The sequence below is a fragment of the Actinomyces timonensis genome (assembly GCF_040702965.1).
Lineage (GTDB): Bacteria > Actinomycetota > Actinomycetes > Actinomycetales > Actinomycetaceae > Actinomyces > Actinomyces timonensis_A.
Window position 1 is genome coordinate 2,060,523 of record NZ_CP159989.1, and the last position, 24,910, is coordinate 2,085,432.

General features: G+C 71.3%; 24 protein-coding genes, 1 tRNA gene and 2 pseudogenes. 12 read left to right on the plus strand and 15 right to left on the minus strand.

All coding sequences use genetic code 11. From position 1 onward, the window contains the following. Window positions 1–52: 52 nt before the first annotated feature. The 4 genes from ABXS69_RS08945 to ABXS69_RS08960 all read left to right on the plus strand — a co-directional run bounded on the left by ABXS69_RS08945 (window position 53) and on the right by ABXS69_RS08960 (window position 6,001). On the plus strand, window positions 53–559 hold the full coding sequence (locus tag ABXS69_RS08945; protein ID WP_366180325.1) for a DoxX family protein: 507 nt from the start codon (window positions 53–55) through the stop codon (window positions 557–559). 87 nt (window positions 560–646) lie between these two features. Then, on the plus strand, window positions 647–2,929 hold the full coding sequence (locus ABXS69_RS08950; protein ID WP_366180326.1) for an NADP-dependent isocitrate dehydrogenase: 2,283 nt from the start codon (window positions 647–649) through the stop codon (window positions 2,927–2,929). A 678-nt stretch (window positions 2,930–3,607) separates the two neighbouring features. Continuing rightward, a complete protein-coding gene (locus ABXS69_RS08955; protein WP_366180327.1) occupies window positions 3,608–4,426 on the plus strand; it encodes a PTS sugar transporter subunit IIA in 819 nt (272 codons plus the stop codon). A gap of 15 nt (window positions 4,427–4,441) precedes the next feature. Next, window positions 4,442–6,001, plus strand: coding sequence for a PTS ascorbate transporter subunit IIC (locus ABXS69_RS08960; RefSeq protein WP_366180328.1), 1,560 nt, complete (start codon window positions 4,442–4,444; stop codon window positions 5,999–6,001). Window positions 6,002–6,189: 188 nt separating this feature from the next. On the opposite strand, the gene rplL is transcribed toward ABXS69_RS08960, so the two are convergent. From rplL to ABXS69_RS08995, 7 genes and pseudogenes are all read right to left on the minus strand, one after another. Then, on the minus strand, window positions 6,190–6,582 hold the full coding sequence (gene rplL / locus ABXS69_RS08965) for a 50S ribosomal protein L7/L12 (RefSeq protein ID WP_366180329.1): 393 nt from the start codon (window positions 6,580–6,582) through the stop codon (window positions 6,190–6,192). A 69-nt stretch (window positions 6,583–6,651) separates the two neighbouring features. Continuing rightward, window positions 6,652–7,173, minus strand: a complete 522-nt coding sequence (gene rplJ, locus ABXS69_RS08970; RefSeq protein WP_159522238.1) for a 50S ribosomal protein L10 — start codon at window positions 7,171–7,173, stop codon at window positions 6,652–6,654. A 338-nt stretch (window positions 7,174–7,511) separates the two neighbouring features. Next, complete coding sequence (gene rplA, locus ABXS69_RS08975; RefSeq protein WP_159522236.1) at window positions 7,512–8,201, minus strand: 50S ribosomal protein L1; 690 nt, start codon at window positions 8,199–8,201, stop codon at window positions 7,512–7,514. Between the two features lie 76 nt (window positions 8,202–8,277). Next, complete coding sequence (gene rplK, locus ABXS69_RS08980) at window positions 8,278–8,709, minus strand: 50S ribosomal protein L11 (protein WP_073451467.1); 432 nt, start codon at window positions 8,707–8,709, stop codon at window positions 8,278–8,280. A gap of 178 nt (window positions 8,710–8,887) precedes the next feature. Further along, window positions 8,888–9,662 (minus strand): annotated as a pseudogene (nusG, locus tag ABXS69_RS08985) (transcription termination/antitermination protein NusG). Between the two features lie 61 nt (window positions 9,663–9,723). Continuing rightward, window positions 9,724–9,954 carry a preprotein translocase subunit SecE gene (gene secE / locus ABXS69_RS08990; RefSeq protein WP_366180330.1) on the minus strand — a complete coding sequence of 77 codons (231 nt, stop codon included), beginning with the start codon at window positions 9,952–9,954 and terminating at the stop codon, window positions 9,724–9,726. A 100-nt stretch (window positions 9,955–10,054) separates the two neighbouring features. Continuing rightward, window positions 10,055–10,127, minus strand: a tRNA-Trp gene (locus ABXS69_RS08995). 249 nt (window positions 10,128–10,376) lie between these two features. On the opposite strand from ABXS69_RS08995, the gene ABXS69_RS09000 reads away from it, so the two are divergent. The 4 genes from ABXS69_RS09000 to ABXS69_RS09015 all read left to right on the plus strand — a co-directional run bounded on the left by ABXS69_RS09000 (window position 10,377) and on the right by ABXS69_RS09015 (window position 13,465). Then, window positions 10,377–11,462, plus strand: a complete 1,086-nt coding sequence (locus ABXS69_RS09000) for a DUF4862 family protein (protein WP_366180331.1) — start codon at window positions 10,377–10,379, stop codon at window positions 11,460–11,462. A gap of 181 nt (window positions 11,463–11,643) precedes the next feature. After that, on the plus strand, window positions 11,644–11,805 hold the full coding sequence (locus ABXS69_RS09005; RefSeq protein WP_366180332.1) for a hypothetical protein: 162 nt from the start codon (window positions 11,644–11,646) through the stop codon (window positions 11,803–11,805). After that, window positions 11,802–12,077: a metal-sensing transcriptional repressor gene (locus ABXS69_RS09010; RefSeq protein WP_366180333.1), complete on the plus strand. Its 276-nt coding sequence runs from the start codon at window positions 11,802–11,804 to the stop codon at window positions 12,075–12,077. The genes ABXS69_RS09005 and ABXS69_RS09010 overlap by 4 nt, the downstream gene beginning before the upstream one ends. Before the next feature lie 173 nt (window positions 12,078–12,250). After that, window positions 12,251–13,465, plus strand: a complete 1,215-nt coding sequence (locus tag ABXS69_RS09015) for a pyridoxal phosphate-dependent aminotransferase (protein ID WP_366181583.1) — start codon at window positions 12,251–12,253, stop codon at window positions 13,463–13,465. A gap of 82 nt (window positions 13,466–13,547) precedes the next feature. On the opposite strand, the gene ABXS69_RS09020 is transcribed toward ABXS69_RS09015, so the two are convergent. After that, on the minus strand, window positions 13,548–14,795 hold the full coding sequence (locus ABXS69_RS09020) for a phosphotransferase (RefSeq protein WP_366180334.1): 1,248 nt from the start codon (window positions 14,793–14,795) through the stop codon (window positions 13,548–13,550). Between the two features lie 130 nt (window positions 14,796–14,925). Between ABXS69_RS09020 and ABXS69_RS09025 the strand changes: the two genes are divergently transcribed. Then, a complete protein-coding gene (locus tag ABXS69_RS09025) occupies window positions 14,926–16,035 on the plus strand; it encodes an adenosine deaminase (protein ID WP_366181584.1) in 1,110 nt (369 codons plus the stop codon). Here ABXS69_RS09025 and ABXS69_RS09030 read toward each other — a convergent pair. The 3 genes from ABXS69_RS09030 to ABXS69_RS09040 form a co-directional block, all read right to left on the minus strand. Beyond that, entirely contained in the window at window positions 15,990–17,141 is a 1,152-nt protein-coding gene (locus tag ABXS69_RS09030) for a UDP-N-acetylmuramate dehydrogenase (protein ID WP_366180335.1), read from the minus strand. The genes ABXS69_RS09025 and ABXS69_RS09030 overlap by 46 nt on opposite strands. A 38-nt stretch (window positions 17,142–17,179) precedes the next feature. Then, window positions 17,180–17,278, minus strand: coding sequence for an AURKAIP1/COX24 domain-containing protein (locus ABXS69_RS09035; protein ID WP_003792170.1), 99 nt, complete (start codon window positions 17,276–17,278; stop codon window positions 17,180–17,182). Window positions 17,279–17,450: 172 nt separating this feature from the next. Then, a complete protein-coding gene (locus ABXS69_RS09040; RefSeq protein ID WP_366180336.1) occupies window positions 17,451–17,690 on the minus strand; it encodes a helix-turn-helix domain-containing protein in 240 nt (79 codons plus the stop codon). A 368-nt stretch (window positions 17,691–18,058) separates the two neighbouring features. Between ABXS69_RS09040 and ABXS69_RS09045 the strand changes: the two genes are divergently transcribed. Together ABXS69_RS09045 and ABXS69_RS09050 are read left to right on the plus strand one after the other, a co-directional pair. Continuing rightward, entirely contained in the window at window positions 18,059–19,456 is a 1,398-nt protein-coding gene (locus tag ABXS69_RS09045) for a potassium transporter TrkG (protein WP_366181585.1), read from the plus strand. 58 nt (window positions 19,457–19,514) lie between these two features. Beyond that, entirely contained in the window at window positions 19,515–20,183 is a 669-nt protein-coding gene (locus tag ABXS69_RS09050) for a TrkA family potassium uptake protein (protein ID WP_366180337.1), read from the plus strand. Window positions 20,184–20,327: 144 nt separating this feature from the next. Here ABXS69_RS09050 and ABXS69_RS09055 read toward each other — a convergent pair whose 3' ends face one another. The 4 genes and pseudogenes from ABXS69_RS09055 to dhaK all read right to left on the minus strand — a co-directional run bounded on the left by ABXS69_RS09055 (window position 20,328) and on the right by dhaK (window position 23,652). Then, window positions 20,328–21,257, minus strand: coding sequence for an aldose epimerase (locus tag ABXS69_RS09055; RefSeq protein ID WP_366180338.1), 930 nt, complete (start codon window positions 21,255–21,257; stop codon window positions 20,328–20,330). A gap of 104 nt (window positions 21,258–21,361) precedes the next feature. Next, entirely contained in the window at window positions 21,362–21,871 is a 510-nt protein-coding gene (locus tag ABXS69_RS09060; protein WP_366181586.1) for a dihydroxyacetone kinase, read from the minus strand. Window positions 21,872–21,949: 78 nt separating this feature from the next. After that, window positions 21,950–22,645, minus strand: a pseudogene (dhaL, locus tag ABXS69_RS09065) (dihydroxyacetone kinase subunit DhaL); the annotation flags it as partial. After that, the gene (dhaK, locus tag ABXS69_RS09070; RefSeq protein ID WP_366180339.1) at window positions 22,642–23,652 is read right to left on the minus strand and encodes a dihydroxyacetone kinase subunit DhaK; all 1,011 of its coding nucleotides are present in this window, start codon (window positions 23,650–23,652) and stop codon (window positions 22,642–22,644) included. The gene dhaK and the pseudogene dhaL, both read right to left, overlap by 4 nt. 464 nt (window positions 23,653–24,116) lie before the next feature. Between dhaK and ABXS69_RS09075 the strand changes: the two genes are divergently transcribed. Beyond that, window positions 24,117–24,878, plus strand: a complete 762-nt coding sequence (locus ABXS69_RS09075) for an L-ribulose-5-phosphate 4-epimerase (RefSeq protein ID WP_366180340.1) — start codon at window positions 24,117–24,119, stop codon at window positions 24,876–24,878. The last annotated feature ends 32 nt before the right edge of the window (window positions 24,879–24,910 follow it).

A 24,910-nucleotide genomic window follows, 5' to 3' on the forward strand; every position in this document is an offset into this window, starting at 1 on the left:
TCGCGGGGCCCTGGGCCTGGCCCGCGCCGCCGAGGTGGGCCAGGATAGAGGCATGGATCTTCTGCGCGCCGTTGCCCGCCCCCTGCTCGCCGCGAGCTTCGTCGTCGATGGCATCGACGCGATCGCCCGCCCCAAGCGCCACGTCGAGAAGCTGAGGAAGGTGACGCCCATCCTGGAGCGCGTGGGCGTCCCGCCGGTCATGGACGCCGACGCCGCCCTGGCCACCCGCGCCCTCGGCGCCGTGAGCGTCGCCGCGGGCCTGGGCCTGGCCACTGGCCGCGCGCCGCGTACGAGCGCCGCCGTGCTGGCCGCGATCAACGTGCCGCTCGCCGTCGTCAACCACCCGGTATGGGCGGTCAAGGGCAGGGAGGCGCGCCTTGACGCCGTCTCCGGCCTCCTGCGCCGGGGCGCGCTGGGCGCGGGCCTCCTGCTGGCCTCCGTGGACCGCGCCGGCCGCCCCTCGCTGGCCTGGCGCGCCGCGAACAAGCGGGAGCAGCGCCAGGCGATCCAGGCCGCGAGGGCCGCGGTGCGCCAGCGCTATGAGGGCGCCTCCGCCTGAGCCCGCCCATGGGCGGGCGCCGCCCAGCGCCGGCCCGCACCACCCCGTCCTACGCCCACCGCCGCGCCGACCCGAGGAGCCGTTCCAGTGACCGACCACCAGACCACCGCCGCCGAGCCCGACATCGTCTGGACCCACACGGATGAGGCCCCCATGCTGGCCTCGGCCTCCTTCCTGCCGATCGTGGAGGCCTACGCGCGCGCGGCCGGGGTCAGCGTCGGCGTCGCCGACATCTCCCTGGCGGGGCGCATCCTGGCGGCCTTCGGGCTGGCTGACGACGGCCTGGCCCGCCTGGGAGGCCTCACGGCCTCCCCGAGCGCCACGATCATCAAGCTCCCCAACATCTCCGCCTCCCTGCCCCAGCTCAAGGCCGCGATCGCCGAGCTGCGGGGGCAGGGCTTCGACATCCCCGAGTACCCGGACGCCCCGGCCTCGCCCCTGGCGGAGGAGGTCCGCGCCGCCTATGACGCGGTCAAGGGCAGCGCCGTCAATCCCGTCCTGCGCCAGGGCAACTCCGACCGGCGCGCCCCCGCCTCCGTCAAGGCCTACGCGCGCTCCCACCCGCACTCCATGGGCGAGTGGTCCCCTGAGTCGCGCACCCGCGTGGCCACGATGGACGAGGGCGACTTCAAGCACAACGAGCGCAGCGCCGTCGTGAGCGAGAACGGGGCCCTGGAGATCCGCTTCGTGCCCGCGGGCGGTGGCGAGCCCCGCGTGCTGCGCGACCACCTGACCGTCACGGCGGGCGAGGTCGTGGACGCCACGCGCATGAGCGCCGCCGCCCTCGACTCCTTCCTGGCCGCGCAGGCGGCCGCCGCCAAGGAGGAGGGACTGCTGCTGTCGGTCCACCTCAAGGCCACGATGATGAAGGTCTCCGACCCGGTGATCTTCGGGCACGCCGTCGCCTCCGTCATCCCGCGGACGCTGGCCGAGCACGGGAGCGCGCTCGCCGCCGCCGGGCTACGGGTCGAGGACGGGCTCGCCTCGATCCTCGCCGGGCTCGAGGGGATCGAGGACGGGGAGGCGATCCGCGAGGCGATCGCCGCCGAGCTGGCCGATGGCCCGGCGATCTCCATGGTCGATTCGGACAAGGGGATCACCAACCTCCATGTGCCCTCCGATGTCATCATCGACGCCTCCATGCCGGCGATGATCCGCCGCGGGGGAACCCTGTGGGATGCCGACGGCGACCTGCGCGACACCCTCGCCGTCATCCCCGACTCCTCCTACGCGGGCGTCTACGAGGCCGTCATCGAGGACTGCAAGGCCCATGGCGCCCTCGACCCCACCACCATGGGCACGGTCCCGAACGTGGGGCTCATGGCCCGCAAGGCCGAGGAGTACGGGAGCCACGACAAGACCTTCATCATGGACGCCGCGGGCCGTGTCGAGGTGGCTGCGATCGAGGGGGCGGGGGTTGAGCCCGGCACCGTGCTGCTCTCCCACGAGGTCGAGGCCGGGGACATCTGGCGCGCCTGCGCGACGCAGGACGCCCCCATCCGCGACTGGGTGCGCCTGGCCATCGCCCGCGCCCGCACCACCGGCGCTCCCGCCGTGTTCTGGCTCGACCCGGAGCGCGCCCACGACGCCGTCCTCATCTCACTCGTCACGCGCTACCTGGCCGAGGAGGGCGTGGCCCTCACCGAGGGCGGCGACGCCGTGGAGGGCTCGGCGGATGGCGCCGGGCTCGACATCCGCATCCTCGACCCGGTAGCGGCCACGCGCCTGTCCCTGAAGCGGGCGCGCCGGGGCGAGGACACGATCTCCGTGACCGGCAACGTCCTGCGCGACTACAACACGGATCTCTTCCCGATCCTGGAGCTGGGCACGAGCGCCAAGATGCTCTCCGTGGTGCCCCTCATGAGCGGCGGGGGCCTGTACGAGACGGGCGCGGGCGGCTCGGCCCCCAAGCACGTCGCCCAGCTGCTGGCGGAGAATCACCTGCGATGGGACTCCCTGGGCGAGTACCTGGCCCTGGCCGAGGCCCTGCGCCATGTGGCCGACCGTGGTGAGAAGCCGGCCGCCGCCGTCCTCGCCGACGCTCTCGACACCGCCACGACCGCCTTCCTCGCGGCCGACCGCTCCCCGGGCCGGAAGCTCGGCCAGATCGACAACCGCGGCTCCTCCGCGTGGCTCGCCCTGGAGTGGGCGCGCGCCCTGGCCGCCCAGTCCGAGGACCCCGAGCTGGCCGATGTCTTCCGCCCCGTCGCCGAGGAGCTGGAGGCCGTCATGAGCACGATCCAGTCCGAGATGCTCGCCGTCCAGGGAGCCGCCGCGGATATTGGCGGCTACTACCACCCGGACGCCGGCCTCACCGCCGCCGTCATGCGCCCCAGCGCCGCTCTCAACGCGGTCATCGACGGGATCTGAGGCCCACCTGGGGATGCCGTCCCGCCTCCATCATGACGCCACGGCGCTCTCTAAAGCCCACGGCCCCTGAACGAAAACGCTTGAATCGGTCTGGGATTAGCGCGCGAGACGGCGAATGCGCCTTCATGGAAAAGAGGGTCCATGCCTCCAGCTCTCATCACAGGGGCCGTCACCGGCCTGGGGCATGGCGCCGCCGCCGAGCTGCTCAACACTGGTCACGACGCCGTCATCCACAATGCTGGCACGATGGAAGAATCGCTGCTGTCGCCCGTCAACACCGTCGTCCCCCTACCTGCTGACAGCCCTGCCGCCCGGGGCGGGGCGGCACATCCACCTGTCCTCCTCCATGCACCGCTCCGGCAGAGCCATCCTGACCGGTTTAGGCGAGAGCGCACGGGCGGAACGGGCAGCGGGCGGCTCACTGACGACAGCGCGGCCTGGCCCTCAGGTGGCTACTGGCACCACCGACGTCGCCAGCAGGCTCACCCCGTGGCGCGCGATCAAGCCTTCCATGAGGCGCTCCTAGCAACACTCCAGGCCGCCACGGGAGTCGAGCCGGGAAGCGAAGAATAGTTGCCAGCACTTAAATTGCTTTAATTTATAGGTTGACCCCTTCAACTTCTCCATATATGGTGACCGGAATAACAAGGCCGCCTTCCCTCCGAAGGAGATGTTGAAGTGCCCACTCTCAGTGATCTCATCCATCCTGACGCCATCCAACTCCACATCCACGCCAGTGACTGGCGAGCAGCAGTCACCGCCGCAGGGACCGCCCTTGTTAACGCCGGCGCCTGCGGGCCCAGCTACACCCAGGCGATGCTGAAGACCGTGGAGGAGCACGGCCCGTACATCGTCATCGCTCCCGGCTTCGCACTGCCTCACGCCCGGCCCGATCATTCAGTAACTCGCACGGCGATGTCGGTTGTGCGGCTAGCCGAGCCCATCGCCTTCGGCAATGAGGACAATGATCCTGTGCGGTTGGTGATGGGGCTTGTCGCCGTCGACGACGACGCGCACCGCGGCGCCCTGGTTGAGCTTGCCGGACTGTTGGCCAACCCGCGGCGACGCGACCAGCTGATGTCCGCCGACACCCCGGAGGCGATTCTTGCGGCGCTCGGACCCGCAGAGCCTAACGATCCCGCTCCTGCGCGAGCCTCAAGCGATCCCCCCGCCGCCTCTCACGCGGCGCTGCCAGCCGATGCCGTGGCCTCTAAAGGCCTGATCCTCACAGTGTGCGGCAACGGACTGGGCACCAGCCTGTTCCTCAAGAACACCTTGGAGAAGGTGCTGGAGCAGTGGGGCTGGGCGCCCTACCTGAAGGTGGAGGCCACGGACACCATCTCCGCTAAAGGACGCGCCAAGGAAGCCGATGTCGTCATGACCTCCGCCGCCATCGCTCAAACCCTAGGCGATCTCGGGGTCCCCGTCGAAGTCATCACTGATTTTACGTCCACCTCCGAACTCGACGCGGCGCTGCGTCGAACCTATGCTGTCTGAGTCTCAGGGGGAAAAATGTCTGTCATTCTTGCCGTCGCACAGTTCCTCGTCAACGAGATCCTCAGCGTCCCCGCCTTCCTTATCGGCTTGATCACTGCTTCCGGTTTGATGGCGCTGCGGCGCGGTACCGGGCAGGTGCTCGGAGGCGCGATCAAGGCAGTCCTGGGGTTCCTGCTGGTGAGTGCAGGTGCTGGACTGGTCACGACGTCACTTGCGCCGCTGGGGACCATGATCCAGGGCGCGCTAGGAGCCCATGGGGTCGTCCCCACTAATGAGGCGATCGCCGGCATCGCGCAGGAGATGTACGGCGCTCAGGTCTCATGGGTCATGATCCTGGGTTTTGTCATCGCCCTGCTGCTGGCCCGCTTCACCCCGCTGCGCTACGTATTCCTCACTGGGCACCACCTGCTGTTCATGGCCACGCTCATCACCATCGTCATGGCCTCGGCCGGGATCAAGTCCCCCGTGGTGGTGGGCTTGGGGGCGCTGCTCCTAGGGATCCTCATGGTGTCTCTACCCGCGCTGGCACACCCATGGACCCGGCGGGTGACGGGTGACGACTCCATCGCCATCGGGCACTTCGGCACCCTGGGGTATCTGGCCGCCGGCATGACTGGGCGTCTAGTCGACCCCAAGGGTCGTTCTCGCTCCACAGAGGACCTCAAAGTCCCGGAATCACTGCGTTTCCTGCGCGACTCGATGGTGGCGACAGCCCTATCGATGGTGCTGATGTACCTGGTGCTCGCCGTCGTCTACCTGGTGCAACGAGGCTCTGGCACCGCATTCACCGCCTTCTCAGTCGAAGCGACAAATGTCGGGAACTACCTCATGCAGGCCGTCACCCAAGGCCTCCAGTTCGGTATCGCGGTCGCCGTCATCCTGTTCGGCGTCCGCACCATCCTTGGCGAACTCGTCCCCGCCTTCCAGGGGATCGCCAAGGCCGTGGTGCCCGGGGCCATCCCCGCACTGGACGCGCCGATCGTCTTCCCCTACGCGCAAAACGCCGTGCTCATCGGCTTCATTTCTTCATTCCTGGGCGGACTGGTCGGCCTGCTGCTGTTGGGAACCTGGCTGGGACCCGCGTTCGGTTTGGCCCTGGTCCTGCCCGGTTTGGTGCCTCACTTCTTCACCGGCGGCGCGGCTGGCGTCTACGGGAATGCCGCTGGCGGTCGCCGCGGCGCCATAGCGGGCGCATTCGTCAACGGCCTCCTGGTCACCTTCCTTCCAGCATTGCTTCTGGGCGTGCTCGGCAGTCTGGGGTCAGCCAACACCACATTCGGCGACACCGACTTCGGGTGGTTCGGGCTTCTCATCGGCTACGGGGCGAAACTCGGGAACACTGCGGGGAGCATTGCGCTGCTGGCAATCGGACTGGTCATCTTCTTCGCCGCCATCGTGGTTCAGCGACGTCTGGTCGATCGCGGCTGGGATCCGGCCCCCGCGCGGGAGCGCGTTTCTGAGGACCCGGCGGAGCCAAGCCAGCCGGCATCGCCCACCTCGCCCGGCCGGAGCTATCCGCGGGTGCTGCCACCAGCCGGTGCACCCGCGCCCCCGGCCACCCTTGAGGCCGGCTGAGCCGCCGGGCGTCGTCGCGCTTGCCAGGCAGAGGGCTGGGCGATCTCAATGCGCGCCCAGGCGCACCCCCTGCTACCAGCGGGCGCGCCTGGGCCCCGACCGCCTCACGGTGGTCGGGGCCCAGGATGATCAATGGCTCCCCGCATCGGCTCAGGCCGCGCGGCCGCGCGCCGACGCCGGGGACGGGATCACTTGAGGGTGACGGTGGCGCCGGCGCCCTCGAGCTGCTCCTTGGCCTTCTCGGCGGCCTCCTTGTTGACGCCCTCGAGAACGGGCTTCGGAGCGCCGTCGACGAGGTCCTTGGCCTCCTTCAGGCCGAGGGAGGTCAGGGCGCGCACCTCCTTGATGACCTGGATCTTCTTGTCGCCAGCAGCCTCGAGGATGACGTCGAACTCGGTCTTCTCCTCAGCGGCCTCGCCACCGGCGGCGGCAGCGCCGGGAGCGGCGGCCACGGCCACGGCGGCCGGGGCGGCGGCGGTGACGTCGAAGGTCTCCTCGAAGGCCTTGACGAACTCGGACAGCTCGATGAGGGTGAGCTCCTTGAAGGCCTCGATGAGCTCGTCGGTGGTCAGCTTCGCCATGATGGGCGTTCCTTCCTGGTTAAGTGGTTCCTGCGCGGGCAGGATGGGGGATGACGCGCGCGGCCTGGATCAGGCCGCGGCCTCCTGCTTGTCGCGCAGGGCGTCGACGGTGCGCACGGCCTTGGAGGCAGGCGCGGCGAAGAGGTACGCGGCCTTGGACAGGGACGCCTTCATAGCGCCCGCGGCCTTGGCGAGCAGAACCTCGCGGGATTCGAGAGATGCGAGCTTGTCGACGCCGTCGGCGGACAGCACGGAGCCGTCCATGACACCGCCCTTGATGACGAGCTCCTTGTTGTCCTTGGCGAAGTCACGCAGGGCCTTCGCGGCCTCCACCGGCTCACCGGTGACGAAGGTCAGGGCCGTGGGGCCCTTGAGGTCCTCGGCGAATGCCTCGAAGCCGACCTGGCGGGCGGCGATCGCGGCAAGCGTGTTCTTCACCACGGTGTACTCGGCGTTACCGGCGAGCGAGCGGCGCAGCGTCTTCAGCTGGGCGACGCTCATCCCGCGGTACTCAGTCAGCAGCACGGCGCCGGAGGCGCGGAACTTGTCCGCGATCTCGGCAACAGCCGCTTCCTTGTCAGGCCGTGCCATGGGCCCTCCTTCCGTGGTCTGCCGCAGCGCCCTTCACGGAAGGAGCCCCGCGCCGGTGGGCACGGGGCTCGCGGCCCAGCGATGCTGGAGCGGTCTCGTCTCACCTGCGCCGGCCCCGCCCGTGGCGGACTTGGTCCCGCTCGCGCGGGAGACCTGCGGTCTTTGGCATGACACACTCTGCCCGCTGGCCGCGCTCCCGCGCAAGCCAGGAGGGGCCGACGCGCGGTGTGATCGCTCACTGCCCCGGTTCGCCCACCAACGCCCCGGAGCGGGAATGACGACGGCGCCGCCCGTCCCAGCGCGGGGCGGGCGGCGCCGTCGGGCGCGATCGCGGGCGGTCAGGCCTTAGTGACATCCATCGGGATGCCGGGGCCCATCGTCGTGGCCATGGTGGCCTTGAGGATGTAGCGGCCCTTCGACGTCGACGGCTTGAGGCGCAGGACCTCCTCGAGGGCGGCCTTGAAGTTGTCCTCGAGCTGGGCCTCGGTGAACGAGGACTTGCCGATGATGAAGTTGAGGTTCGCGGCGCGGTCCACGCGGAACTCGATGCGGCCGCCCTTGATGTCGGTGACGGCCTTGGTCACGTCCATCGTCACGGTGCCCGTCTTGGGGTTGGGCATGAGGCCGCGCGGGCCCAGCACCCGGCCCAGGCGGCCGACCTTGCCCATGAGGTCCGGGGTGGCGACGGCGGCGTCGAAGTCCGTCCAGCCCTTGGCGACCTTCTCGATGAGCTCGTCGCCACCGACCTCGTCGGCGCCCGCGGCGAGGGCCTGCTCGGCCCGCTCGCCCTGGGCGAAGACGATGACGCGGGCGGTCTTACCTGTACCGTGCGGCAGGGACACGGTGCCACGCACCATCTGGTCGGCCTTGCGGGGGTCCACGCCCAAGCGGAGGACGACGTCCACGGTGGAGTCGAACTTCGTCACGGACGTGGCCTTGGCCAGCTTCACGGCCTCGGCCGGGGTGTAGAGGATCCCGGACTGGATCTTCTCAGCGGCGGCGCGGTAGGCCTTGCTGCGCTTGGTCATCTGCTTCTCCTTGGCAGTCGTGGTGAACGGGCCGCGCATGGCCCTTCCACGGGGTCTTGATCGGGGTGCCGGGGCCTCAGGCCTCGACGGTGATGCCCATCGAGCGGGCGGTGCCGGCGATGATCTTGGAGGCGGCCTCGACGTCGTTGGCGTTGAGGTCGGCCATCTTCGCCTCGGCGATCTCGCGCACCTGGGCGGCGGTCATCGAGCCGACCTTCGCGGAGTGCGGCGTCGAGGAGCCCTTGGCCACGCCGGCGGCCTTCTTGATGAGCTCGGCGGCCGGAGGGGTCTTGAGGACGAAGGTGAAGGAGCGGTCCTCGTAGACGGTGATCTCAACGGGGATGACATTGCCGCGCTGGGACTCCGTGGCGGCGTTGTACGCCTTGCAGAACTCCATGATGTTGACGCCGTGCTGGCCGAGCGCGGGGCCGATCGGCGGCGCGGGGTTCGCGGCGCCGGCCTGGATCTGGAGCTTGATGAGCCCAGAGACCTTCTTCTTGGGTGCCATGTGTATGGGTCTTTCTTGTCCGGATGCCGCGCGCCTGCCGCGCGGCGGTGCGCAGGAGCGCGCACGAGCGCCCATCCTAGCCCCCGCGCGGCACCCCGATAACGCCCGGTGCCCGGTATCACAAGCGCTCGCACTGTGATACCGGGCACCGGCGTAACTCGCCGCGGGGCGGCTCGCCTCAGATCTTGGACACCTGCGTGAAGGAGAGCTCGGCCGGTGTGTCGCGGCCGAACAGGGAGATGAGCACCTGGAAGCTTCTGGGTGTCCGGGTGGATCTCGGAGATCGTGGCCGGCAGCGACTCGAAGGGGCCGTCAGTGACGATGACCGACTCGCCCACGGAGAAGGCGACCTCGTAGACCTGGCCACCAGCGGCGACCTGCGTGGCGGCGCCCTCCTCGGGGCTCGCGTTCGCGCTGGCGGCCTGCTTGGCGGCGACCTCCTCCGGGGTGGGGCCGAGCTGGGAGACGGCCTCCTCGAAGGTCAGCGGCACCGGGTTGTAGCGGTCCCCCACGAAGCCGGTGACGGCCGGGGTGTCCTTGATGGTGCGCCACACGCGGTCGGAGGTCTCCGGGTCGTCCAGGTCCATCCGCACGAACACGTAGCCGGGGATGCGGACCCGGGACACCTCCTTCTTCTTGTTGGAGGCCTTGATCTCGATGACCGTCTCCATGGGGACGACGGCGTCGAAGACGTAGTCCTCGATCTCGAAGTTCTCAGCGCGGGCCTTGATGTCCGCGGCCACGCGGCGCTCGTAGCCGGAGTAGGTGTGCAGTACGTACCACTCGCCGGGCAGGGAGGACATCTCCTTGCGGAAGTCCTCCAAGGGGTCGACGGCGGCGGCCTCGGGCGCGGCCTGGGCTGCGGTCCCCTCGGCGGCCTCCTGGACGGCGTCGGCGGCGCTGGCGGCCCCGCTGCTCTCCTCGACAGCGGTTTCGAGCGTCTCTTCGGACACGGTGTACCTGCTTTCCACTGGCTTCTTCAGGCTGACGGGTGGGCGCTGGGAGCGGTGGGGCTCAGCTGAGGCCCCACAGGACCAGGCGGTCGAAGATGGTGTCGAGGACGCCGGTGAAGGCCATGATCGCGACGATGAAGACCGCGACGACGACAAAGTAGGTCCACAACTCGTTCTTCGTGGGCCAGACGACCTTGCGCATCTCGTCGATGACCTGGCGGATGAAGCGCATGACGCGCTTGATGGGGTTGCCACTGCGCGTGGATGCGTCCTTGGCGGCGCTCTCGCTCATTCTCACGATCCTCGGGTTCTCGACGGTCCGAATCCTTGCCATCCCTGACGGGACGAGAAGACGAACCGACGGGATCTCCCGGCAGATCCGCCGTTCTCAGCAGGGCAGGCGGGACTCGAACCCACAACCGCCGGTTTTGGAGACCGGTGCGCTACCAATTGCGCCACTGCCCTTCAGCGGTGATCCATCCTGCCACAGGTTCCCCCGGGAGTGGAAACAGCGACGGGGTGGGCTACACCACTGCCACCCTCCCCGGCACCCGGGGAGGGCGGCAGACGGCCCCGAGACCGGCGAAGTCCGGTATCGTAGGCACTGTTGTCTGATATCTGACGAGAGGTGCCGCCGACCGCTCGTGACCGCGCGCCCCGCGCACCGCGCCCGAACCGCCCCGGCCCTGCTCGATCTCGCGAGAGGAGGCCGCTATGACCACCACCCGGAACACCACCGCAACCCTCCCGACGCCCGGGGCGCCCAGCCCCACCGGCGACGGCACCGACGCCGTCGGCCCCGCCCAGGAGCCGGGATCGGGCGCCGGGGCGCCCGGCGAGTCGCGTCCCGCCCCGGGCGCGATCCTCGGCGCCTACGCCTCACTGCCCGAGTCCCAGGAGGATCAGGAGGAGTACTACCGGCTCCTGGCGCAGATCCCGGGCACCCGCGGGCTCAAGATCCCCTTCAGGGACGACCTCGGCGGAGAGCCCGGCCTCCCCTGGTTGGCCTCCCAGCTCGCGCCCCACTGGGACCGCAACATCATCACCGCGATCCCCGGGACCATGATCCGCGTGTGGGCGACCGGCACCTTCGGCCTGGCCTCGACCGATCGCCAGGGCCGTGCCGACGCCCTCGCCTTCACCCGCTCGGTGCGCGACGGCGTCGAGGCACTGCGGGAGGCGGCCGGTCGCGACGTCGTGGCCGCCGTCGAGATCCACTCCGCGCCCTCGGGCGAGCCCGGGGTGGCTCACAGCGCCGAGGCCTTCGGGGAGTCGCTGTCGCAGATCGTCGACTACGACTGGGGCGACGCGCTCCTTCTGGTGGAGCACTGCGACGCCTTCGTGGCGCCCGACCTGGGAGAGAAGCGGCTTCTCGGGATCGACGAGGAGCTGGAGGTCCTGCGCGTCCTCAACCACCCCCGCGCGCGCATGTCCCTCAACTGGGGCCGCTCGGCCCTCGAGGCGCGCGACGCCGCCACCGCCCTGGAGCATGCGCACCTCGCCCGCGCCGCCGGGGTGCTGGAGGGGGTCATGTTCTCGGGGGCCGGCCCCGCGGATACCCGCTACGCGAAGGCGTGGATGGATGGGCACCTGCCCCTCGACGTCGACGAGCCGGGATCGGTGATGAGCGCCGAGGATGTGCGCGCCTGCGCCCTGGCCGCGCTGGAGCCCATCGAGAGCCCCGAGGGGGCCATCGCCCCCGCCTCCTACCTCGGGGCCAAGTGCCAGGTCCCAGCCGAGGCCGCCCCCGAGCAGCGCGCATCCTTCCTCACCCACATCCTCGAGGCCACCCGCGCCTAACCGATCACCCCTTCTTATCACCGAGACCGGTCGTTACTAAGAGCGAGACCGGTCGAAAACAGCGCCGAGACCGGTCAATATCAGGAGCGAGACCGGCCCCAGCGCACAGGGCGGCAGCGCCCTTGCCGTACCGGGCCCATGGGCAACCGACCGGTCTCACTCATATTCTCGACCGGTCTCGGTGGGAGCTCGCGAGGCGGGCCTGCGCGGACACGCGGCGGCCCGTATCCTCCTCCACGAGGGGCCGGCGCGCGATCTCGACGGCGGCTACCGCGCCTGGTCCGCTGTCGGCTGGGCCGACCCTCGGGACGACGCCGTAGCGCCCTCGATGAAGGAGGAATGACCATGGGCATCGCGCTCGACCCCACGGATCTGCGCCCCACGCTGACCCGCCTCAAGCGGGCGCGCGGGCAGCTCGACGCCGTCATCCGCATGATGGAGGAGGGCCGTGACTGCGAGGAGGTCGTCGTGCAGGTCGCGGCCGTGAGCAAGGCGGTGGACCGCGCAGGGCTCGCCATCATCGCCTCCGGAATGCGCGCCTGCCTCGCACAGGACCCGTCCGGCCAGGTCCTGGACGCCACGCGGCTGGAGAAGCTCTTCATGTCCCTGGCATGAGGGCGCGGAGCGGGGTGGCGGCATCGCGAGCGCGGTTCTCGCCGCGTTGATCGACCGGTCTCGCTCTTAGTATCGACCGGTCTCGCTCCTGATATCGACCGGTCTCGGCGAGAGGACGGGAGGGGGCGTGACAGGCGGATATCACGCATGGGAGCATGGGCTCCGTGAGCACAGTGAGCACCTCCCCCGCGCGCCGCGTCTCCGCGCGCCTGTCCGCCATCGCCCCCTCCGCCACCCTCGCCGTCGACGCCAAGGCCAAGGCCCTCAAGGCCGCCGGCCGGCCGGTCATCGGCTTCGGCGCCGGCGAGCCCGACTTCGCCACCCCCGACTACATCGTCGAGGCCGCGATCGCCGCCGCCAAGGATCCCGCCAACCACAAGTACTCCCCCGCCAAGGGCCTGCCCGCGCTGCGCGAGGCCATCGCCGCCAAGACCCTGCGCGACTCCGGGTACGAGGTCTCCCCCGACGACATCCTCGTCACCAATGGTGGCAAGCAGGCCGTCTTCCAGGCCTTCGCCTCCATCCTCGACCCAGGCGACGAGGCCCTCCTGCCCGCCCCCTACTGGACCACCTACCCCGAGGTCATCGCCCTGGCCGGCGGCATCGCGGTGGAGGTCTTCGCCGGCGCGGACCAGGAGTACAAGGTCACCGTCGACCAGCTCGAGGCCGCCCGCACCGAGCGAACAAAGCTCCTGCTCCTGTGCTCGCCGTCGAACCCCACCGGCTCGGTGTACACGCCCGCTGAGCTCACCGCCATCGGGCAGTGGGCCCTGGAGCACGGCATCTGGGTCATCACCGATGAGATCTACGAGCACCTCCTCTACGACGGCGCCGAGCCCGCCCACATCGTGGCGCTCGTCCCCGAGCTGGCGGACACCACGATCGTCCTCAACGGCGTGGCCAAGACCTACGCCATGACCGGCTGGCGCGTGGGCTGGATGATCGGCCCGAGCGACGTCATCAAGGCCGCCACGAACTTCCAGTCGCACCTGTCCTCCAACGTCGCCAACGTGTCCCAGCGGGCCGCGCTCGCGGCGGTGGCCGGGGACCTCTCCTCCGTGGCGCGGATGCGGGAGGCCTTCGACCGCCGTCGGAAGGTCATGGTGGAGATGCTCTCGGCCATCGACGGGCTCGCCGTCCCGAGGCCGCGGGGCGCCTTCTACGCCTACGCGAGCATCGAGGCGCTGATCGGGAAGTCCCTGCGCGGGACGGTCATCGACTCCTCCGCCACGCTGGCCGCGCTCGTCCTCGAGCACGCCGAGGTCGCGGTGGTGCCCGGTGAGGCCTTCGGCCCGTCCGGATTCCTGCGCCTGTCCTACGCCACGAGCGACGACGCGATCGCTGAGGGCGTGGGGCGCCTCCAGACGCTCCTGGCCGAGGTCGCCTGAGCGCTCGCTCCCGCGCTCAAGCTCAATGTGAACCGGTCTCGGTGCTGTTTTCGACCGGTCTCGGTGCTGTTTTCGACCGGTCTCAGTGGGGGCCGCGGCGGGCTTGGAGCTCGCGGCCCTGGGCGAGCCAGGTCTCGGCGCGTGCCAGGCGGCCCTCGGCGTCGGAGCGCCACGGGCCGCCGTCCTCGCGCCGGGCGCCCGCCACGAGCGACAGCACCACGCCGGCGGCACGCGCCCGCAGCGCCACGGGATCCACCTGCTTCTCGGCCAGGCGCGTCCAGGTCTCCAGGGCTGGGCGCAGGCGGGGGTAGGAGGCGGGGGCGAGGTGGTCGAGGACGCTGACGTGCCCGAGCAGGCAGGCGAGGTCGTCCACGCGCCGCCCGGGCCCGAGGGAGTCCACGTCGAGCAGGCAGGAGACGGACTCGCCGTCCATGAGGACGTTGGCCTCGTAGAAGTCGCCGTGGACCGGCACCACCGGGCCCGGGTCAGAGGTGGCCATGAGCTGGGCGACGCCGTCGGCGATGGCCCGGGCGCGCGAGGCGTGCTCGGGCAGCACGGTGGCGGCGGCGTGGGCGTAGTGGCGGGCGCGGTCTGACCAGGCCGGATGGACCGGCAGGTCCAGGGAGGCTCGCGGAAGAGCGTCGAGCAGGCCGGTGAGGTGGTTGAAGACGCGGGTGGCCTGCTCGGAATCCATGCCGCGGCTGAGCAGCCCGGACAGGGACGTCCCCTTGCCGGTGGACAGCAGGACGAGGCCATCGGGGTCGTCCCGCAGCACCTCGGGAGCGGGGACCTCGGCCGCGGTGAGCAGCCGGTGCCGGTAGGCGAAGGCCTTCGACTGGGAGGGGCGCAGCACCTTGGCGTAGGCGGTGGAGGAGTCTGCGAAGGTCACCTTGACCACCGCGCGGCGCGTGGGACGGTAGGCCACCATCATCGCCTTGACCGGGGATCCCAGGCGCTGGGAGAGCAGTGAGGGCGTGCAGGCCACGGGGAGGGCAGGGAGCTCGGGGTCCCCGGGGTGGCGCCACACGTGGACGGCCGGCCCATCCCCGCCGGTGGGAGCCACGCGGGTCAGGCCTGGCGCCTGCGGGACGGTCAGTCGCGCCGTCGTCGCGCACAGGTACTCGGTGGAGCGGCGCCCATCCGCGGACAGCACGACGGCGGTGTAGCCCACGGACACGCCCGCGCCGGGGCGGTGGTGGACGGAATGGACCTCCCAGGAGTCCAAGCGCCTGCCCGCGGGGGCGAGGGCCGCGGACAGGACGGAGGCCGCTCGGGGCCCGGTGAGGAGCGCGACCTCCTCGGGCTCACGGGATGCCGACGATGGACTCATGCCGATAAGTCTGCCGCACTCGGCGCTGACGCACATCCGATCAACGGGCGGTCATCGTGGGAGAATCGTCGCCGTGCCCACCGCGATCCCCGGGCCGCGCGCGCCCACCGCATCCGACGCATCCTCCATGATGAGGGCGCCCGCCCCCACCGATAGGCCGACCGGCGCCCAGCGCTCCGGCACCGGCCGGCGCGATCTCGCCGCCCTGCCCAAGGCGCACCTCCACCTGCATTTCACGGGCTCCATGCGCCTGGACACCCTGACCGAGCTGGCCTCGTCGTCGCGCACGCGCCTGCCCTCCTCACTCCTGGACGGCGATCCCCTGCGCGTCCCGGCGGACCACCGGGGCTGGTTCCGTTTCCAGCGCGCCTACAGCACCGCGCGCCACCTCGTGGACTCCGAGGAGGTCATGCGCCGCCTCGTTCTGGAGGCCGCGCTCGACGATGCCGCGGAGGGCTCGCGGCGCCTGGAGATGCAGGTGGACCCCACCTCCTACGCGCCCTTCGTCGGCGGGACCACGCCGGCCCTGGAGATCATCCTCGACGCCGCGGCGCAGGCCACCGCCCTGACCGGCGTGGAGGTGGCGATCATCGTGGCGGCCTCCCGCATCCGCCACCCCCTCGATGCCCGCGCCCTGGCCCGGCTGGCCGCCCGGCACGCGGGCGATGGGCCGGGCCGGGTGGTCGGCTTCGGGCTGTCCAATGATGAGAGGGCCGGGGAGACCTCCGCCTTCGCCCCCGCCTTTGCCATCGCGCGGCGCGCGGGCCTGGCCTCTCTCCCCCACGGCGGGGAGCTGCTGGGGCCCGCGCACGTGCGCGAGGTCGTCTCCGCCCTGCGCCCCCACCGCCTGGGCCACGGCGTGAGGGCCAGCGAGGACCCGGCCCTGCTGGACGCGATCGTGGAGGCGGGAATCAGCTTGGAGGTGTGCCCGGCCTCGAATGTGTGCCTCGGGGTCTATCACCGCGCCGAGGACGTGCCGCTGGGGGCGCTCATCGACCACGGGGCCCAGGTCGCGCTGGGCGCGGACGACCCGCTGCTGTTCTCCGCGCGCTTGACGGACCAGTACGCGATCGCCCGCTCGCAGGGGCTCGACGACGACGCGCTGGCGGAGCTGGCGCGCGGATCGATCCGGGCGAGCCTGGCCGACGAGTCATCCAAGCGGCGCTGGCTGGCCGAGGTGGACGACTGGCTGGCTCACCAGCCGACGTGGACGGGCTCGGGGACGAGCGTGACGCCGTAGCGCTCGCGCACGCCGTCGACCACCGCGTCGCGCAGGGCGACGAGGTCGGCGGCGCTGGCCCCGCCCCTGTTGGTCAGGGCCAGGACATGCTTGGTGGACAGCGAGGCGCGCGGCGCATCGGGCAGGGCGAAGCCCTTGGGGAAACCGGCGTGGTCGATGAGCCAGGCGGCGCTCGTCTTGACCACGCCCTCGATGACGGGTGGGCCCAGCACCGTGTCGGTGGGGCGGGAGTGGTCGGCGACCGGGAAGCGGGGGGCGTCGTCGGGCAGGCCCGAGGCCTGCTCGGCGGTGAGGATCGGGTTGGTGAAGAACGAGCCGGCGGACCAGGTGTCGTGGTCGGCGCCGTCGAGGACCATCCCCTTGGAGCGGCGCAGGCCGAGGACGGCCTGGCGGACGTCGACCGCGGGGACGCGCGCGCCGGGCTCGGCCCCGAGGGCGGAGGCGAGCTGTCCGTATGCGATGGGGGCGGCGAGGCTGGCCTGGCGGACGTGGAAGCCCGCGGCGAGCACCACCCAGCGGCCCGTCGGGCCCCAGAGGCGACCACCGCCGGTGGCGGCATCCGTGAGCGAGCGCTTGATCACGGAGTCGCGGTAGGCCAGGCGCAGGTCCGCCAGCGGCATGTGGACGACGCGGCCGGTGAGGCGGTCCCAGGCGCGCACGGAGGCGAGGAGCTCGGCGACCTCGGCGCCGTAGGCCCCGATGTTCTGCACGGGGGCGGCCCCGACGCTGCCGGGGATGCCGGACAGCGGGGCGAATCCGGCCCAGTCGCTGGCCACCGCCTGCCTGACGAGGTCGTCCCAGGCGACGCCGCCGGTCGCGGTGATCTCGACGCCGCCGCAGGCGGATTCGGAGACGACGCGGACCTCCTCGCGGCCGTCGCGCACGACGAGACCGTCGAAACCGGCGTCGGAGGCCACGATGTTCGAGCCGCCCCCGACCACGAGCAGGGGCGTCCCCGAGGCATCGGCCTGGCGGACCGCCTCGATCAGCTCCTCCTCCGTGGAGGCTTCGAGATAGCGGCCGAGGGGGCCGCCGACGCGCAGGGTGGTGAGCTCGGCGAGGGAGGACGGCGCCTGGCCGCCCAGCGCCCGGGCGCGCGTGGGCACGCCCGGGGCGGGAGCCCCTAAGGGCTCCGGGGGTCGCGTCACTTCTTGTTGCGGCGCTGATGACGCGTCTTGCGAAGCAGCTTGCGGTGCTTCTTCTTGGCCATGCGCTTGCGGCGCTTCTTGATGACAGAACCCATGGGTATTCCTCACAGTCTTACTTGCCGGGGCCCGACCGCGCCCCGGGATCCGGAGACGGGCCAGCGGGCGGCCGGACGGGCCTGATGGTCGGGCGATGACGAGGGCGGTAACGGGCCCTCATTGGGATGTCTCGACCCGGCCACTCATGTGACCCGGCGAGTCTAGCGGGTCTCAGGACCCCGAAGCCTCCGTCTTCTCGTGGCCCCAGTCACCCAGGCCGGCGGAGAGGTAGTCGGTCACCGCGCGCTCGGGGACCCGGAAGGAGCGCCCCACCTGCATGGCGGGCAGATCGCCGGAGTGGACCATGCGGTAGACGGTCATCTTGGAGACCCGCAGCATGGCGGCGACCTCCGCGACCGTGAGGAAGGAGGGGGCGCCGGAGGCGGCAGGACTGGGAAGGGCAGGTGCCATGGATGCGGATCCCGTCAGTCAGGTTCGGATATGTGCGCAGCGGGCAGTCACGGACGATGGAGGGCGCTGAGGACTCGCGGGGAATGCGCCCTCCCGCTCGGGCGGTCGGCTCCGCGCAGGACTGGGATCAATATAACGCCTGTCCCACCAGGCGCACACGTCCATCGCGTTTTCAAACGCACCACTCGTTGCAGATCACATTTTGGTCACGACGACGTCCGGGGTCAAGACGGGCAAACGGCGACGCGATCGCGCGCACGACCCGTCGAAGGGGACACAATGTGCCCGTGCCCTCATCCACCGAGTCGCCCCGGCAGCCCCAGGGCCACCTCTCCGCGCTGAGCACCGCGCCCGAGGACGCGGCCCTCATGCCCGCCGACCACGGTCCGACCACCGGACTGCGGGGCCTGCTGCTGCGCCTGGGGCTCCACGGCCGCCTGGCGCGGGCGGCCCGGTTCTCCCCCGCGCGGCTCGCCGTCGTCATCTTCGCCGCGATCATCGGCGTCGTCGCAGCCCTCCTCGCCCTGCCGATCTCGACGGCGTCGGGACGCGCGGCCAGCCTCGTCGACTCGCTGTTCACGGCGACGTCGGCAGTCTGCGTCACCGGCCTGACCACCGTGGACACCGCCACCTACTGGTCCACCTTCGGCCAGGCGGTCATCATCCTGGGCGCTGCCATCGGCGGCCTGGGCGTCATGACCCTGGCCTCGCTGCTGTCATTCGCCGTCAACCGGCACGTGGGCCTGACCCAGCGCATTCTCGCCGCCAGCGAGCACCAGTCCCGGCTGGGCGACGTCGCCGCGCTGCTGCGCGCCGTCGTCATCACGGCGCTGGGGGCGGAGGCGATCCTCGCCGTCGTGCTGCTCCCCCGGTTCCTCACGCTGGGAGAGCCCCTCCCCAAGGCGCTGTGGTACTCGGCGTTCATGTCCCTGTCGATCTTCAACAACGCCGGATTCGTCATCATGCCCGAGGGGCTGGCGCCCTACGCCTCGGACTGGTGGATGGGACTGCCGATCGCGGTGGGCACCTTCGTCGGCGCGCTCGGCTTCCCCGTGGTGCTCGACATGGTCCGGTGCCGCCGGCGCCCGCGGCAGTGGACGCTGCACACCAAGCTCACCCTCGCCACCTACTCCTTGCTGACCGCTGGATCGGCGATCACGCTCACCGCCTTCGAATGGGCCAACCCCAGCACGCTCGGACCCATGCCCATCGGGGGCAAGATCCTCAACGGCCTGGTCATGGGAGTGGACTCGCGCTCCTCGGGACTCAGCCTCATCAGCACCGACCACATGCGCGAGGCCACCTGGTTCCTCCAGGACGCGCTCATGTTCGTCGGCGGGGGCTCGGCGTCGACGGCGGGCGGCATCAAAGTGACCACCTTCGCGATCCTGCTCATGGCGATCGTCGCCGAGGCCCGGGGCGACGAGGACATCGAGATCTTCGGCCGACGGATCACCCCGCAGGCTGTGCGGCTGTCCGTGGCCGTGGCCTTCATCGGCTCGTGCGTGGTGGGCGTGGCCTCCCTGCTGCTGCTGGAGATCACGGGCCTGTCGCTGGATCGGGTGCTGTTCGAGGTCATCAGCGCCTTCGCCACGGTGGGACTGTCCACGGGCATCACGCCGATCCTGCCGACGAGCGGGAAGTACGTCATCATCGCGCTCATGTTCGTGGGGCGCGTCGGGACGATGACGGCGGCCTCCGCCCTGGCCATGCGCGAGCGGAGGCGCGTCATCCGGATGCCCGAGGAGCGCCCCCTCATCGGCTGAACCGCTACCGTGGGGCGCGGGCGGGGCCTCCCGCCGCCGATCTTCCTCAGGAGCAGACATGGCACCCCCAGCCTCACGCACCGACTCAACCCTCGTCATCGGCCTGGGCCGGTTCGGCTCAGCCGTCGCCGCCACCCTCGACCGCCTGGGCCGAGAGGTCCTGGCCGTGGAGAGCGACCCGGGCATCGTGCGCCAATGGAGCGGCCACATCCCCCTTGTCGAGGCCGACGCCACCGATGTCGAGGCCCTCGAGCAGCTCGGCGCCACCGAGTTCGGGACGGCCGTCGTCGGTGTCGCCTCCTCACTGGAGGCCTCCGTGCTCATCACCGGCAACCTCGTCGACCTCGAGACTCCCCAGATCTGGGCCAAGGCGGTCTCCCGGGCTCACGGCCGCATCCTGCGCCGCATCGGCGCGCACCACGTGGTCTACCCCGAGTTCGACGCCGGGCAGCGCGCCGCGCACCTCGTCTCGGGCCGGATGCTCGACTACATCGAGATGGAGAAGGGCGGCTTCACCATCGTCAAGATGCGTCCGCCCGCCGAGCTGCACGGCTTCACCATCGGCGAGTCGCGCATCCGCTCACGCTACGGGGTGACGGTCTTCGGCCTCATGAGCCCCGGCGAGGCCTTCGAGTACGCCCACACCGACACCCTCGTCTCCTCCGACGACGTGCTCGTGGTCGGCGGGGACGCCAACCTCCTGGAGCGCTTCGCCAACCGGGCCTGAGATCGGGCGCCGGGGCGGCCGCCGCTCGCCCCGGCGTGGAGGATCGTCGTCGACGGCCGCTCCCAGCGCGGCCGATTCATCCTCACTGGCTCCGCCGCGCCCGACGAGGGCACCGCGCGATCCCCGAGCCTCCGAGCGCGCCGCTCAGCGCTCCTCGCGCAGGGAGCAGGAGAGGGCGTGGGACTGGCCGACGGCCAGGGTGAGGAGGCCGTCGCCTGAGTTGAGGGCGTTGGGCGGGCAGGTCATCGGCTCCACGGCGATCGCGCGGCGGCCGAGGCCGTCGTCGGTGTAGACCTGCACCCAGGGGGCGTCAGAGGTCAGTACGACGGCGCCCCCCTCCCCTTCGACGCGCGCCTGCCAGGCGCCCTCGGGAAGTCCGGTGAAGGCGTTGTCCACGCTCACGCCGGTCATGGGGCGGCCGGAGCGGAAGTCCCAGTCGGTGCCGGTCACGTCCACGAGGCCGTTGAGAACCATCCGCTCATCGGCGGTGAGCACCGCGGCGGCCGGGACCGTGAGGGCGCAGTCGTCGGCGCCCGCGCCGCGCAGGAGGTAGGGGTGGAAGGCGGCACCGTAGGGGGCGGGGAGGAGCGCCCCGTCGGAGAGCGGGGCGCCGACAACGGCATCGGAGGGCCGCGCCGCGCCGACGCAGGTGGTGGTAAGCGTCATCGTGAGGCCGGCCTCGGCGTCGAGCTCCCAGCGGCTGGAGAGCTCGAGGGCCCAGGGGTAGGCGTAGGAGGCTGGCAGCAGCACCTCGAGAGTGACGGAGTCCTCGGCGATCTCGGCCACCTGCCAGTCGAGCCAGCCGACCAGCCCGTGGAGGGCGGAGTCCGTCTCCGGCTCGTTGCGGGGCAGGAGGTAGTCGGCGCCCCCGTAGGCGTAAGCGGCGCCCGCGGTTCGGTTGGGCCAGGGGGCAAGGGTCTTGCCCTGCCAGCCCGGGGGAAGCTCGGAGGCGGCGTCGAAGGGGAGGACGAGGTCGCGGCCTCCCCGGCGCGCATGGACGAGGGTGGCCCCCGCGGTGGCGACGCGCGCGGTGTAGTCGCCCGCCCGCACGTCGATGAGCTCTCCGTTGATCATCGGTGTTCCTCCCGCGTATGCCGCTGCGTTCCACGCGTCGCCGCGCCGGTCGCCGCTCATCCTACGCAGTCCGTCCCGCCCCACCCTCTGATCCAGGCGGGGGCTCAGGAGATCTGAGCGGCCTTGGCGGGGGCGGCCCTGGCGGCCTCAGCGGCCACCGCCTCCAGGTCGAGGCCGATCCCGGCGGCGCCGTAGGCGCCGATGAGCCCCTCGACGAAGGGCGCCGGGCTCAGGCGGGCACGGGAGGCCGCATCCGGGCTGAGCCGCTCCAGGGCGGCCTCGGCGCTCATGATGCCGCTGCCGAGATCCGCGATGACGAGCACGCCCTGATTGCCCGGCTGGGCGGCCAAGCGCTCGACGGCGGCGGCGACGACCGCCGCGTCGGTTCCGAGCCCCCCGTCCGCCAGGCCGGCGGCGAGCTCGATCCGGGCACTCACCGAGGCCATGAGCCCGGTAGCCAGGTCACGGGCGGCCTCGGCCAGGGCTCGGGAGTGGGACACCAGGACGATACCGACGGAGGCGCCCGTCGCGCCGACGGGGCCGCACTCCTCCTCCGTGGCGGGAGCGGGGACCGCCTGCTCCACTGGAGCCGCGGTCGCGGCCGCACCGGTCATCGCGCTCGTCGCGACCTCTCGGGAGCGCGCCGCCTCGGCGGGCTCCTCCGCGGCCGCGGCCCCGGGAGCCTCGGCGGTCCCGGCGACGACGTCGGCCAGGGCCCCCAGGATGATCGCGGTCGAGGCGGCGCCCGGATCGATATGCCCCTGTGAGCGCTCTCCCAGGTAGGAGGCGCGGCCCTTCGTGGCGATCATCGGCTTGGTGGCCTCGCGGCCCTCGGCGGCGGCGCTCGCGGCGGCGGCCGTCCCCGCGGCCAGGTCCTCGCCCTGGGCGCGCAGGGCCTCCAGGGCGGGGTACCAGGCGTCGAGCATGGTCTTCTCCCCAGCACTCGCCTTGCCGCGGGTCACGATGCCGGCGACTCCGGCGTCGATGGCATCCGAGAGCTCGGTGGCGCCGAGCTCGGTGACGCCCGCCTGGGAAGCGCCCATGCGCATGAAGAAGGTGCCGTACAGGGGGCCGGAGGCCCCGCCGACCGAGGAGACGAGCGTCATGCCGGCCCTCTTCAGCAGCGCGTCGGCGGTGGCGAGCGCCGGAGCGCCGTCGGGCCCGTTGGCCGCGTCGATGGCCTTGACGACGGCGGCCATGCCCCGCCGCATATTGGCGCCGTGGTCGGCGTCGCCGATGGCGGCATCGAGCTCGGTGAGCTCATCGGCGCGCTCGGCGATGCGCGCCGCGGTCACGCGCAGCCAGGACTTCAGATCCTCCACCGTCAGCCGGGACAGCGGGGCGGCGGGATCGACCGGCTCCGAGGATCCGGCGGGGACGGCGCTCATGCGCCCATCCTCAGACCTGGGGTGACGGCGGGGGCGTCCCACAGGCACAGCATCTCGTCGGTGGCGCGCACGAGGGTGAGCGAGCACCCGGCCATGTCGAGGCTGGTGATGTAGTCGCCCACGAGGCTGCGCGCCACGGTGATACCGGCGGCATCGAGGAGCGTCGCGACCTGGCCGTACATGAGGTAGAGCTCGAGCAGGGGCGTGGCGCCCATGCCGTTGAGGAAGGCGATGACGCCCCGGTCCTCGCCCTCGGCGGCGGGCAGCTCGGCGAGGATCGGCTCGACGAGCCTCCTGGCGATCTCGGCGGCGGGCGCGATGGGCTCGCGGTGGCGGCCGGGCTCCCCGTGGATGCCGATGCCGATCTCCATCTCGTTCTCGGGAAGATCGAAGGAGGGCTTGCCGTTGGCGGGGACGGTGCAGGAGGTCAGGGCGATGCCCATGGAGCGGCCCGCGGCGTTGACCGCGCTGGCGATGCGGGCGACCTCATCCAGCGGCTGGCCCTCCTCGGCAGCGGCGCCGGCGATCTTCTCCACCAGGACGGTCACGCCCACACCGCGGCGCCCGGCGGTGTAGAGGGAGTCTTCGACGGCGACGTCGTCGTTGGTGACGACGGTGGCGACCTCGATGCCGGACTCCATGTCCACGATCTCGGCGGCCATCTCGAAGTTCATGACGTCGCCGGTGTAGTTCTTGACGATGTGCAGGACACCGGCGCCGCGGTCGACCTCGGTGGTGGCGGCCACGATCTGGTCGGGAACGGGAGAGGTGAAGATCTCCCCGGCGCAGGCCGCGTCGAGCATCCCGGTGCCGACGAAGCCCCCGTGGAGGGGCTCGTGGCCGCTGCCGCCTCCGGAGACGAGCGCGACCTTGCCCGCGGCCTTCGGGGTGGCGCGATAGACGACGCGGCGCTCGGGATCCACCCGGAGCTCACCGGGGTGGGCGGCGGCCATTCCGGCCAGGGCCTCAGGGACAACGGCGTCGATGGCGTTGATGAGCTTCTTCATAACGCTGACGCTACTCGCCCCGGGCCCGACGCGCAGGCGGATCGGCGGGATCCCGCGCCGCGCGGGACGGAGGCGGGAGCGCCGCCCTCCCCTGGCGCTGGCGGCCTCAGGCGCTCCCACCCTCGTCCCACGAGCCGCGCGGCGGCGCCGTCGGCGCCACGAAGAACGATCGTGCATGGCTGCGTCGACGAATCAACGCCAGCGGCCAGAGCCGCGGAGCCTTCTCCCCTTGGAGTAGCGGGCCTGCGCGGCGAACACGTCACTGCGGCTCACGTCGATCACGCGCGCCCGCACTTATGTGCGCTCCACGCGATGAGATCCCCTCCTCGCCGGTGTGACAATCGGGAGCCATCAGGGCAACCGCCGAATCAGCGTGTGAGCGGACTCGCGAGCCCCGACCAGGCCATCACCGGGCGACCGCGTGCCGCCCCGGCCCACCAGTTATCTCAGTGAGGAGAACCACTATGCCGACAACTCCATCGCCCATCCCCTCAGGCCGCCGGATCGCCCTGGCCGAGCTGGATGAGGAGCTGCGCTCCGCCGTCGCCGCCACCCGGGAGCGGGTGGCCGCCCTGCACGCCGAGCTGCCCAGATGGGGCCTCGTGGTGTGGACGGCGGGCAACGTCTCCGAGAGGGTGGTCGTGGATCGTGGCGACGGGCCGGAGAAGACGGACCTGTTCGTCATCAAGCCCTCGGGCGTCACCTATGACCAGCTCTCACCCGAGACGATGGTCGTGTGCTCCCTGGACGGGGCCAAGATCGATGACGGCACGCCCGCCTCGCTCTCGCCCTCGTCGGACACGGCCGCGCACGCCTACGTCTACCGGCACATGGAGCGCGTGGGCGGGGTGGTGCACACGCACTCGACGTACGCGACGGCGTGGGCGGCCAGGCGCGAGCCGATCCCCTGCGTGCTGACGATGATGGCCGACGAGTTCGGCGGCGAGATCCCGGTGGGCCCCTTCGCGCTCATCGGGGACGACTCGATCGGCCGGGGCATCGTGGAGACGCTGTCGGGATCGCGCTCGCCGGCGGTTCTCATGGCCAACCACGGCCCCTTCACCATCGGCGCCGACGGGCGGGCGGCGGTCAAGGCCGCCGCGATGTGCGAGGAGGTGGCGCGCACTGTTCACATCGCGCGCGACGGCGGCACCCCGGTCCCGATCGACCAGGCGGCCATCGACAGCCTCAACGACCGCTACCAGAACGTCTACGGCCAGCACTGACCAGCTTCCTATATGCGAGACCGGTCGAAATG